General features: G+C 62.1%; 10 protein-coding genes and 1 rRNA gene. 8 read left to right on the top strand and 3 right to left on the bottom strand.

All coding sequences use genetic code 11. The annotated features are described in order from the left end of the window. Window positions 1-561 carry a WbuC family cupin fold metalloprotein gene (locus H585_RS0102240; RefSeq protein ID WP_027366592.1) on the top strand — a complete coding sequence of 187 codons (561 nt, stop codon included), beginning with the start codon at window positions 1-3 and terminating at the stop codon, window positions 559-561. A 935-nt stretch (window positions 562-1,496) separates the two neighbouring features. Here H585_RS0102240 and H585_RS0102235 read toward each other — a convergent pair. Both H585_RS0102235 and H585_RS0102230 read right to left on the bottom strand, forming a co-directional pair. After that, complete coding sequence (locus H585_RS0102235) at window positions 1,497-3,332, bottom strand: methyl-accepting chemotaxis protein (RefSeq protein WP_027366591.1); 1,836 nt, start codon at window positions 3,330-3,332, stop codon at window positions 1,497-1,499. Window positions 3,333-3,630: 298 nt separating this feature from the next. After that, window positions 3,631-4,806, bottom strand: a complete 1,176-nt coding sequence (locus H585_RS0102230) for a THUMP domain-containing class I SAM-dependent RNA methyltransferase (RefSeq protein ID WP_027366590.1) — start codon at window positions 4,804-4,806, stop codon at window positions 3,631-3,633. Between the two features lie 288 nt (window positions 4,807-5,094). On the opposite strand from H585_RS0102230, the gene H585_RS0102225 reads away from it, so the two are divergent. The 7 genes from H585_RS0102225 to H585_RS0102195 all read left to right on the top strand — a co-directional run bounded on the left by H585_RS0102225 (window position 5,095) and on the right by H585_RS0102195 (window position 11,491). Next, window positions 5,095-6,693, top strand: a complete 1,599-nt coding sequence (locus H585_RS0102225) for a DEAD/DEAH box helicase (protein ID WP_014260071.1) — start codon at window positions 5,095-5,097, stop codon at window positions 6,691-6,693. A 149-nt stretch (window positions 6,694-6,842) separates the two neighbouring features. Then, entirely contained in the window at window positions 6,843-7,304 is a 462-nt protein-coding gene (locus H585_RS0102220) for a YaiI/YqxD family protein (RefSeq protein WP_027366589.1), read from the top strand. A gap of 205 nt (window positions 7,305-7,509) precedes the next feature. Then, the gene (locus H585_RS0102215; RefSeq protein ID WP_027366588.1) at window positions 7,510-8,340 is read left to right on the top strand and encodes a phosphate ABC transporter substrate-binding protein; all 831 of its coding nucleotides are present in this window, start codon (window positions 7,510-7,512) and stop codon (window positions 8,338-8,340) included. 177 nt (window positions 8,341-8,517) lie between these two features. Continuing rightward, complete coding sequence (locus tag H585_RS0102210; RefSeq protein ID WP_027366587.1) at window positions 8,518-9,366, top strand: PstC family ABC transporter permease; 849 nt, start codon at window positions 8,518-8,520, stop codon at window positions 9,364-9,366. After that, window positions 9,363-10,244, top strand: coding sequence for a PstA family ABC transporter permease (locus tag H585_RS0102205; protein WP_027366586.1), 882 nt, complete (start codon window positions 9,363-9,365; stop codon window positions 10,242-10,244). The genes H585_RS0102210 and H585_RS0102205 overlap by 4 nt, the downstream gene beginning before the upstream one ends. Beyond that, window positions 10,241-10,996, top strand: a complete 756-nt coding sequence (locus H585_RS0102200) for a phosphate ABC transporter ATP-binding protein (protein WP_027366585.1) — start codon at window positions 10,241-10,243, stop codon at window positions 10,994-10,996. Before H585_RS0102205 ends, H585_RS0102200 begins: the two co-directional genes overlap by 4 nt. A 24-nt stretch (window positions 10,997-11,020) precedes the next feature. Then, window positions 11,021-11,491: an HAD family hydrolase gene (locus H585_RS0102195; protein ID WP_027366584.1), complete on the top strand. Its 471-nt coding sequence runs from the start codon at window positions 11,021-11,023 to the stop codon at window positions 11,489-11,491. 181 nt (window positions 11,492-11,672) lie between these two features. Here the strand turns inward: H585_RS0102195 and rrf are convergent. Then, window positions 11,673-11,787 (bottom strand): 5S ribosomal RNA (gene rrf, locus H585_RS0102190). Between the last annotated feature and the right edge of the window lie 12 nt (window positions 11,788-11,799).

Raw genomic sequence — 11,799 nt, 5'->3', positions numbered from 1 at the left:
ATGCCACATTGCGACGCAAACGAACTCCGGCGCATTTCCGCTCTGGCCACGCGTTCCACGCATGAACGCTTCGCCGTGGTGGACGCCGCGCTCCTGGATCGCAAAGCCGCCGACGCCGCGGCCAACGCACGGCTGCGCGAGATGCATCAGTTTCACGGCAGCGACACCAGCTCCCTGCACCGCATGCTCAATGCCGTTGAGCCGGGCAGTTATATCCGGCCTCACCGCCACCTGCACCCGCCCAAGGCCGAGTGCTTCATCATCCTGCGCGGCCTGGTCGGCTTCGCCTTCTTTGACGATCAGGGACGCGCGGCCGACGAGGATCTTATACTGCTGGATGCGCAATACGGCCCCTTTGCCGTGGACATCCGCCCCGGCGTTTGGCATATGCTGGTGAGCATGTCTCCAGGCTCGGTGCTCTTCGAGATCAAGCCTGGACCCTACGATCCACTGGATGACAAGGACTTCGCGCCCTGGGCTCCCGCACCCGATTCTTCCGGCGCGCAAGCTTGGCTGACGGAGCAGGAACTGAGGCTACGTAGCCGCTTCGGGTTGCCGTAATACACACATTGCCGCCTTGAATCGTCCTAGATCTGTTAAAGCCGCCCAGTCGAACGCCACTGCACGCGCCTGACTCTCAGCAAGTCTGGCCGACCCGTGGCTTGCGCCTGCCGCATTCCATCAATGAACGCTCCGGCTGCGCAGACATGCTTGCGTGCATGCCCATGGATGCCCTTGCCGAGTTCATGATCCCACGCTGGGCGACCATCCGCGACGATTCACGTCAGGTTTCTTGCCGCTCCGGCCTTCAAGGGACATGCACCAATTTGCTCCTGCGCCCATAAGACATTCCATTCTTGTCAGTCACATTCCTACAAGCATATAGGTCATAGCCTGACAGAAAAATCAGAACACTTCCTATATCCCTAAAAAATTAAACAGCTAGTATGTGCTCACGTCGCCGCAGGAAACATCCGGCAGATGCCTGCCGGCGATTACCTTTCCTACATCCTTCCGAGGACGGTCAGCTCCTCACTCGCCCCTTCACCTTAGCCCGGTCAGGTTCAACTTGGCCGGGCTCCTACCTTTTCTAGGGGGGAATGCGAAGGCTCCCTAGCTAACCAAGTCAAATCGGGCCGCCAAATCCCAATTGAAACCGAAGTAATAAGAACTGTCCGAAAATGTGTCTTGCCTGGAGGATTGTGCTTACCATAGCAATCCGCCAAGAAATTGGAATGGCCAGATTCCTGTTTCTCTTTGGTGAAGATCTTTTAAAGCAAATTGCCTTTAAGATGCCCGCTCCGGCGTTGGCGGCGCAAGTGAATTGCGCCTACGCCTACGCGGCGGCAAGCCATGCCGACGCACGGCTTGCAGAGCATTTTCAAAAGCAAAATGCTCTAAATTCCGTAAAGGCGACCTCTCTCCGACATCAGCAACAAAAAAGGAGCGCTCCGCTTCGGCGGCAGCGCTCCTTCTTTGGAAGCTTATCAACGGCTCTACTGAAAGCGGATGGTCGCCACAGCCGTGGCCGCGTCCTTGGATTTGACCTTGATCTCCGCCTTGCGGCCAAACATCTTGGTCGCGCCATGCAAGATGCCTTCGAAATAGTCGAAAAAGCCGCGCTTGGAATGGTAGGTCATGACCAGGGTGTCGCCCTTGTCCTCATAGCTGAAGCGCGGCGGCGTGATTCCGGGCATGCCCTTGGTGATTTCCTCGTGCACCTCGTTCATGCGCAGAAGGAATTTCTTGAGATCCGTCTTTCCCAGCTCCGAACCGTGAATGTGCTTCTTGTAGAGCTTGGCGAATTCGCCGGGCGTGTAGGAACCCAGATCGAAGAGGATCTTGCGTTTGGTGTCGCCCGTGAGCCTGGACACGATACCGGCCATCTGGCCCATGACTGCGTCGGGGTAGCTGTTCTGGATCATGAACACCGGATTGCCCAGCTCCTCCAGCAGCTTGCGACGCACGCCGTCGCCGTAGGTCTTGCCTATGTAGTCGACCATGAGCTTGGGCAACACGCCCTTCATCTGGCCTTCGGAAGCGGCCAGGGAATTCTTCTGCGCGCCGCGCACTTCCTTGAATATCTGGTGCAGCCGCTCCGATTGCTTGCGGATATCCTGAATGGTGCGCACCGTGCCCTGGACCTCGCTCGTGGTATCGTCGGACAGGCGGTTGATCTCGCTTATGGCCCGGTTGATCTCCTCGCTGGCCGCGGACTGTTCCTCGGCGGCGGTAGCAATGGAACGCACCTGGTCCGAGTTGTCACCCACCAGGGCCACGATCTCCCCCAGCATCTCGCCCGAGCGCCGGGCCAGGTCGGCCGCCTCGGTCACGGCCGCCGAGGCGGCCGACATGCTCGTGAGATTATGCGCCACGGACTGCTGGATGGTCTTGATGGACTCCTCCACGTCGCGCGTTGCGTTCATGGTTTTTTCGGCCAGCTTGCGCACTTCGTCGGCCACGACCGCGAAGCCTCTTCCCGCATCGCCGGCCCTGGCCGCCTCGATGGCCGCGTTGAGAGCCAGCAGGTTGGTCTGGTCCGCGATCTCGGTGATCATGTTCATGATCTCGCCGATGCCGCCGGCCTGCTCGCCCAGGCGGCTCATGGCCGTTTCCAGTTCCTTGTTCATGACTTCCACGCGATCGATGGCCTGCACGGCCCTGCCCACGATGCCCGAGCCCTGACCGGCTTTCTCCCGCGAGCGCTCGGCGCTGCTAGCCGCCCGCTCCGCGCTGCGGGCCACCTCCAGGACCGTGGCGTTCATCTCCTCCATGGCCGTGGCCGTCTCGGCCACGCGGTCCTTCTGCACGACCATGGCCTCGGCCACCTGGTCCGCCTGGGAGTTGAGCGTCGCGGCCGAGTAGGACAGGTTCTCGGCGATCTCAAAAGCCTTGAGGGCCGTGCCCTCAAGGCTCGCGGTGCGCTTCTCCGCCTCGGTGCAGACGTTGCTGGACTTGGCCACGGCGGCTTCCAGGCCAGCGGCGCGCGACTCGGCCTCGTCCTTGGCCTTGCTCAGCGCGGCCACGCGCTCGCGATGGGTCTTGGCCACTGACTCAAGGGTGGCCGAGAGCCCGAACAGCTCTTCCAGCACAGCTCCATGAGGAATTGAGGCCTTGCCCGGATCACGCACATGGCTCAGAAGCAGGCTTGACGAGGCGTCCAGCGCCCGGCGCAATAGAACCCAAACCACGAGCAGCGCCACGGCCGCGGCCATGAGGCCGGAAACGGCAGACATGCCGAAAGAATCGCCCACGACTGCGAGCATAAGCACAAACAAGCCGGAGAACACGACGAAGGCCGTGGCCAGTATAGCGGCCAGGGACATGAGCATGGAAAACCTCGGGGGTGACGCGTGCGGCTGTTGCGAAAGCCGAAACAACGCAAGGTTGAAGCCATTCTGGATACATCAGGCTCTAGTCCAAGCCTCCAAGGAAATCAACGCCAGCCCAACACGTTGAAAGAAAAACACATTCAAGGCCGCCCTTGCAGTCGCATCATCACGTAGCTGATGACTAGACAACGCCGTCGGGTTTTATCCACACGCAAACACGAGCACGGCCTGCAGACTACAGGACGTGCCGTCATGTTGCGTGGAAGCTGCCCGGATCGTTGCGAAGGCGGAGGAGGAACTACGCCGATGCTCCGCGCTTCGCCGCCGCTCCCTCCCACATGTTGTACACGAACAGCGTGCAGGAGAACTTGGCGCTGAAGAATGGCGCCTTGCGCTCGGCGCGCAGGCCGATGCGCTTGGCCAAGGCGAGATTGCACGTGAATATGCCTGCCCGGTAACCGGCGCAGCGCTGCTTCAGGAAGTCGCCCACAGCCTGGTAGGTTTCGCCGAGTTCGTCCGCTTCACCCAGTCGCTCGCCATACTCCGGGTTCACGAGCACCGCGCCCTTGCCTTCCGGCACCGTTGTCTGACGGAAGTCGCAAACCGTGAATTCAATGTTCTCCTCCACCCCGGCCTGACGGGCATTGTCACGGGCCGCGTCCACTGCCTGCGGATCGATATCCGAGGCGATGATGCGTCCCTTGGGCCGAGGCAGGATGGCGGCTTCGGCCTCGGTGCGCATCTGCTGCCACGCGGAGGCGTCGAACTCTGAAAGGTGCATGAAAGCGAAGGATTCGCGCAGCAGGCCGGGCGCGATGTTGCGGGCCATGAGCGCGGCCTCGATGGCCAGCGTGCCGCTGCCGCACATGGGGTTCACGAAGTTGTCGGCCGGGTCCCAGAAGGTCGCCCGGATCACCGACGCGGCCAGAGTCTCCTGCATGGGCGCGCGGAAAGGATTGAGCCTGTAGCCGCGCTTGGGCAACGGAATGCCCGTGGTGTCCAGGAACAACTCGGCCTTCTTTTCGCGCCAGTGCAGAAACAGGCAGACCCCTTTGCCCTCGTCAGGGCCGGAGTCGGGCCGGCTTCCCGTCTTTTGCGAGAAACGGTCCACCACTGCGTCCTTGATGCGCAGGTTGGGAAAACGGGTGTCGCTGATGGTGGGGTGCACGACCGACGAGTGCACGCTCAGGTAGCCGTCAGCCGCGAAGATCTCCTCCCAGGGGATGGAGTTGACCTCGCGGTAGACCATGTCCGGATGCAAGGCCCCGAAGCGCTTGAGGCGGTAATGAACGCGGTGGCCGCAACGCAGATGCAGATTCAGGCGCATGCAGTCGTGAAGCGTGCCCGTGGTGCGCACCCCTGCCTCCAGCTCCTGCGTTTCATAGCCAAGCTCGCCCATCTCCAGGGCGACGTAGGGGGCCATGCCCTTGGGGCAAGAGACAAGTATGGAGCTTTCGCGGGCGAGTGTGAACATGCGGCCTCGTTATTTGGTAATTCGGTAATGAATGGAAGAACCGGCACGGATGATCGAAAAAGCCGGGCCGGCGCTGTCAACCTCCTATACGTCGCCCCTGCGGCTCACGCAAGGCGGGCCTTGCCGCAGGCATACGCCCGCCCTGCGGTTACCCTCGAAGAGTCCGGACTTCACAGGGCACATCCGCAGGTGACTTCCTGGCCAATTTCCTTATAATGGCGAACTCTGTTCGGCGACAATTACATTACGCTGACACTACGCTGCGCTTCGCGCGACAAGGAAATAAGCATGGAAAATTTGCGATTTGAAAGCCTGACTCTTTCCAAGGAGATGCTCAAGGCTATTGAGGATATGGGCTTCGAGGAAGCTTCTCCCATCCAGGCTCTGGCCATACCACTGGTCATGGCAGGACGGGACGTGGTCGGCCAAGCGCAGACCGGCACGGGCAAGACCGCCGCTTTCGGCATTCCCATTCTGGAAGCGGTCGACCCGCGCAGCCACGACCTCCAGGCCCTGGTGCTCTGCCCTACTCGCGAGCTGGCCATCCAGGTGGCCGAAGAGCTGAACACGCTGGCCAAATACAAGCTCAACCTGCGCGTCCTGCCCGTCTATGGCGGCCAGCCCATCGACCGACAGTTCAAGGCGCTGCGTCAGGGCGTGCAGATCGTCATCGGCACTCCCGGCCGAGTCATGGACCACATGGAGCGGGGCACGCTCAAGCTCGGCAAGGTGCGCATGGTCGTGCTCGACGAGGCCGACGAGATGCTCGACATGGGCTTCCGAGAAGACATCGAGCGCATACTCGACGATGTCCCCGAGGAGCGGCAGACGATCTTCTTCTCCGCTACCATGCGCCCGGAGATCATGCGCCTGGCAGAAAAGTACCTCGACAAACCCGAGTTCGTGAAGGTCTCGCACAAGGTCCTGACCGTTCCGAACGTCGAGCAGATCTACTACGAGGTTCCGCGTTTCGGACGACTTGAGGCCATGTGCCGGATCATTGATTTCTACAATCCCAAGCTGACCGTTGTCTTCGCGAATACCAAGAAAGGCGTGGATGAGCTGGTGGAGCACCTGCAGGCCAGGGGCTACATGGCCGACGGCCTGCACGGCGACATGAACCAGGCCCAACGCGATCGCGTCATGGCCAAGTTCCGCGCCGGGTCCATCGAAATCCTGATAGCCACGGACGTGGCTGCGCGCGGCATCGACGTCGAAGACATCGAGGCCGTGTTCAACTACGACATCCCGAGCGACGTGGAGTACTACGTGCACCGGATCGGCCGCACCGGCCGTGCCGGACGTTCGGGCAGGGCCTTCACCTTCGCCTCGGGCAAGGAGTTCTACAAGCTCCGGGACATCCAGCGCTTCACCAAGGCCAAGATCGTGCAGCACAAGGTGCCGACGGTCACCGATGTCGAGCAGGCAAGGACGGAGAAGTTCCTTGCCGCGGTGCGGGAGACGATTGCCGAAGGCGGCATCGACAAGTACCTGCGCATCGCCCAGGAATTCGTCGAGGAGGAGCAGGAAGCCACCACGCTTGATCTGGCCGCGGCGCTCCTGAAGATGCTCATGGGCACGACCGAGGAACCCGAGAAGTCCAAGCCCGGAACCCCTGTGAAGTACGGCGACACAGGCGCGGAGCCCGGCATGGTCAGGCTGTTCATGAATGTCGGCCGCAGACTGAAGATCGGCGTCAAGGATGTCGTCGGCGCCATCGCCGGCGAAACAGGCATGCCGGGCCGGCTCATCGGCAAGATCGAGATCTACGACAAGTTCACCTTCGTGGAAGTTCCGGAAGAGTATGCCGAGGATGTCCTGCGCATCATGAGCAACAACCAGATCAGGGGCAACCGCATCTACATCGAGCCCGCAGTCAAGAGATAGGCTGCCTGCAATACGGTGAAGGGATTTTGCCCTACCCGCCCAAAGGACAATCATGTCCCGGCCGCCTGAAGTTCATGGGAGCTTCGCCGGATGCCGGGACATCTTTATGTCCGGCAAATGGTGCCGCACCTGCCATGAGGAGAACTCCGGTGAAGATATGGATCGATGACGACGCCTGCCCGGCGGCCATCCGCGAGATCATCCTTCGGGCCTCGCAGCGCCTGCGCATTCCGGTATACTTGGTCGCCAATCGGCACCTGGGAGCCGTAGGCGCAGGCTCGGAGCTCATCACGGCCATACGCGTGCCCGGCGGTTTCGACGAGGCGGACAAGTACATCGCGAATCAGGTTTCGCCGGGCGATCTGGTCGTCACCGCGGACATTCCCCTGGCCGCCATGATCGTCGAACGAGGAGCCACCGGGATCGATCCGCGCGGGGAGTTGTACACCGAGGATAATGTCCGCGCTCGGCTGACCATGCGCAACTTCATGCAGGAAATGCGCACCATGGGCCTGGCCCAGGGCGGCCCGCCGCAGCTCGGGGCCAAGGACCGGCACCGTTTCGCTGCAGCCCTGGATCGCTTCCTGTTCAAAGCGTTGAACGCCGGGTAAACATCAGGCGCTGAGCAATTCCCTCCTTAGCTATCCTTTCCCACAGGCACGAATCGCGATCGGCACATCATAAATCCAAATACATTTTTAGCTAAATAATTGGCCATTTCGATTTGTTACAGCTTTGCGACATGAGTAGAACCCTTGCAACGATCGACTTATAGCCGCGCCGAGGCATCAACAACCGCATGCAGGGAGAACCACCATGTTGAGGAAGCTCGAAACATTTATAATCATCACGTTCTTCATTCTTGCCATGTCCACGCTGGCCTCGGCCCAGGGTCTGGATGCCTTCAAAGGTAAGTCCGGCAACATCGAGATTGGCGGCGGCACGGCGCACATTCCGGTCATGAAGGAAGCCGCCAAGCGCATCATGACCACCAATCCAGCCATCCGCATAACCGTGGCGGGCGGCGGCTCGGGCGTGGGCGTGCAAAAGGCCGGCGAGGGCCTGGTGGACATCGGCAATACCGGCCGGGCCGTGACCGAGGCCGAGAAGAGCAAGTACGGCCTGGTTTCCTTCCCCTTCGCCATCGACGGCGTGGCCGTGGTGGTGCACAAGGCGAACCCGCTGCATGGGCTGACTCAGACCCAGGTCAAGGACATCTTCGCCGGCAAGATCACCAACTGGAAGCAGCTCGGCGGCCCCAATGCGGCCATCGACGTGTACACCCGCGACGAGGCCAGCGGCACGCGCGAGGTGTTCTGGGAAAAGATGCTCTCCAAGGGCGCCATCATCGACTCGGCCAACGTGGTGGCTTCCAACGGAGCCATGAAGACCGCCGTGGCTGGCGACAAGAACGCCATCGGCTATGTGAGCATCGGCCACATCGACGACACGCTCAAGGCTCCGCTGCTCGACGGCGTGGAGCCCAGCCAGGAGACTGCCGTCAGTGGCGCGTACAAAGTCACGCGGCTGCTGTACATGAACACCAAGGGCGAGCCGCAGGGACTCGTCAAGAGCTTCATCGAATACGTGCGTGGCCCCGAGGGCGCGGAGATCACCAAGGCCAGCGGCTACATCCCCACGAAGTAGTTAACTGGAGAGGGGCGTTGCCCCTCTCCAGACCTCACCCCACCAGGGGAATCATTCCCCTGGACCCCGTGTTTCGTGGCGGTGTATTCGCCGACTCTGTCGCGAATACACCGCCAAGAAATGCGGGGGGGTCTGGGGGGACCACGTTCCCCCAGCCGCCGGAGGCATCTTCATCCTATGGAACGAATAACACGCGGCCTGCTCCTGCTGTCGGCCCTGGTGGCTGGTCTGGCCGTGCTGGCCATCCTCGGCTTCCTGGTCTGGTTCAGCCTGCCGCTACTGTGCGGCGAGGGGCTGACCCAGGTCCTGTCCTGGCGCTGGCGGCCCTTCCAGGGCGAATTCGGTATTCTGCCTATGCTCGTGGGCTCGCTATGCCTGTCCACCACATCCATGGCCGTGGCCCTGCCCATGGGTTTGGGCCTGTGCTGCTTCGCCCATGGGGTCGGCCCCCGGAAGCCGGCGGCTCTGGTCATGGGCGTTGTGCGCTTCATGACCAGCGTACCCACGGTGGTCTACGGCTTCGTGGCGGTCTTCCTGCTCGTGCCGCTCGTGCGCGCGGCCTTTGTTTCGGGCTCGGGCTTCTCCTGGCTGGCCGCGTCCCTGACCCTGAGCCTGCTCGTGCTGCCCACGGTTGTGCTCATGCTGCACGCCCAGTTCGAGCTCATCGAGCCGCGCGTTCGCCTGACCACGGCGGCCCTGGGGCTGACCCGCGCCCAAGCCGTGAGATACGTGGTCCTGCCTGCCGCCCAGCGCGGGCTATTGGCGGCTTCGGCACTGGGATTCGGCCGCGCCGTGGGCGACACCCTGGTGCCGCTCATGCTCGCCGGCAACGCGCCTCAGGTGCCAGGATCTCTCCTGGACGCCACGCGCACGCTCACGGCGCATATCGCCCTGGTCGTGGCCACGGACAGCCAGAGCACGGCTTATTTGTCACTGTTCGCCTGCGGGCTGATCCTCTTCGTCACCAGCGTGGCCGTGAACCTGACCTTGCGCAGCCTGAACAGGTCTGACGGAGGCCGCGCGTGAGCAGATCCGGCCAGACATCCTTCATAATTTTTTGTTGGCTTAGCGCGCTCATCCCCGTGCTGTGCGTGGTCGCGCTGTTGGCTTTCCTGGCAGCCCGAGGCCTGCCCACGGTCTCGGCCGCCCTTTTTTTCGGTGATACACAGCCTCTGGCCGCTCTCCTGGGCCGCGCGCCGGTCTGGGACGGAATCTGGCCGGCCTGCGCCGGAACCCTGAGCCTGGTGATCCTATCCGCCGCCTTGGCCATTCCCGTGGGCGTGGCCTGTGGCATCCACTTGGCCGAATTCGCTACAGGCCGCTCCAAAGCCGCCCTATCCCTGGGCGCGGATCTGCTGGCCGGTGTGCCGTCAATCGTCATGGGCCTGTTCGGCTTTGCGCTCATCCTGCTGCTGCGCCAAACGCTGATGCCCGATGCCACCACCTGCCTGCTCCTGTCGGCGACCTGTATGGCCCTGCTCATCCTGCCCTACCTCATCAAAACCACCCAAGCCTCCTTGGAAGGCCTGCCTGAGGAGTTGCGACTTCTGGGGCCGAGCCTGGGTCTGACGCAGCTCCAGGCCATCCGGCACATCCAGCTGCCCGCCGCGGGCAAGGGCATCCTGGGCGGCGCCGTGCTGGCCATAGGCCGAGCCGCCGAAGATACGGCCGTGATTTTGCTCACCGGCGTGGTGGCCAATGCGGGCCTGCCGCGCGGCTTGCTGGATAAATACGAGGCCTTGCCCTTCTTCATCTTTACCACCGCGGCCGAGCACCAGACGGTTGGGGAGCTGAACCGCGGATTCGGCGCGGCCCTGGTGCTCCTGCTGCTGACCTCGGGTATTTTTCTGGGCGCTCATCTGCTGCACGCGACCATGCAGCGCCGCTGGAGGACTTCGGCATGAGCACCACCGTGCGTATTGAAGGGTTGACCGTTGCATTCGGTGGAACGCCCGTGGTCAGGGACGTGGACATGGAAGTTCCAGCTGGCGGCATCACAGTGCTCCTGGGTCGCTCCGGCTCGGGCAAGACGACCTTGTTGCGAGCCGTAAACCGACTCAATGAGTGCTTCCCGGGCTGCACAACATCGGGTCGGGTGCGCCTTGCGCTAAAAGATGGACAATTGGACGTCTACGCTCCGGATAGGGATGTGGAAGAACTGCGCCGCAGGGTCGGAATGGTTTTCCAGACGCCTAACGTGCTGCCTATGAGCGTGGAGAAAAATCTGCTCCTGCCCTTACGGCTGGTGTGCGGCATTGCGGGCCTAGAAGCCCATGAGCGCATGCGCTCGGCTCTGAACGAAGCAGGGCTGTGGGACGAAGTCGAGAACCGCTTGAACGCGGGAGCGCAGACCCTTTCCGGCGGCCAGCAGCAGCGGCTATGCCTGGCCCGCGCCATAGCGCTGGAGCCCGATGTACTGCTGCTGGACGAACCCACTGCCTCGGTAGATTATCAGTCGGCCTTACGTCTGGAAGAATTGTTGCTGCGCCTCAAGGAGCGCTACACGTTGCTGGTTGTTTCGCACAGCCTGCGCCAAGCCCAGCGCATCGCCGAGCGCATCGTGGTCATGCGCGCCGGACAGATGTCACGCGTGCTGGAGAAGGAAGAGTTGGCAAGGGCCGGCTCACTGGAAGAGGTGTTGGACGACTGTTTCTGATATCTGAGCAGTGAAGGAGTATGCATGAAAGCGTTCGACATACCCGGACTGGGCCGTCTGGAGCTGGAGCACCTCGTGCTGGACTACAATGGCACCATCGCTCGCGACGGCGCGGTGCTGCCCGAAGCCGTGGAGCGCATGACTGTCCTGGCCCAGTATTTATCCGTGCACGTCATTACCGCCGACACCTTCGGCAGTGTGCGCTTGCAGCTCCAGGGACTGCACTGCCAAGTGGCTGTGCTGGCCCCGGGCAACCAAGCCGAGGCTAAGCGCAATCATATACGCAGCCTGGGCGCACAGCGCTGCGCGGCGATGGGCAATGGCCGCAACGACCGGCTCATGCTGGCCGAGGCAGCCCTGGGCATCGCCATCCTAGGTCATGAGGGCATGTCGGTGGCCGCTATGACTGCCGCGGACATAGTGGCCGCAAACATCACCGATGGCCTAGACCTATTGCTGCACCCGCTGCGCCTGACGGCCACATTGCGTGAGTAACTGACATGTCCCCGCCCATCGCCCGTGCGGCTCGCGGGGACGCGCAGTGGGGTCTGAAGGCTAAGGAACTTGGGTCGTCTTGGCGCGGCCGGCCTTGGGGTAGGTCGGCTGGTCATTGGACCCCGCAAACGCGGCAAGGCCCCGAAGCGTTGAGCTTCGGGGCCTTGCTGTGGAAGAAAAAACCTGGCGGCGACCTACTTTCCCAGGAGTGGACTCCAAGTATCATCGGCGAGGGTGGTCTTAACTGCCGAGTTCGGAATGGGATCGGGTGTGGCCCCACCTCTATGGCCGCCAGGAAATTTGGCAAA

It is taken from the genome of Desulfocurvibacter africanus subsp. africanus DSM 2603, assembly GCF_000422545.1.
Taxonomy (GTDB): Bacteria; Desulfobacterota; Desulfovibrionia; order Desulfovibrionales; family Desulfovibrionaceae; genus Desulfocurvibacter; species Desulfocurvibacter africanus.
Note: the sequence above shows the minus strand (reverse complement) of the source record. Positions and strands in the feature narration are given on the sequence as shown.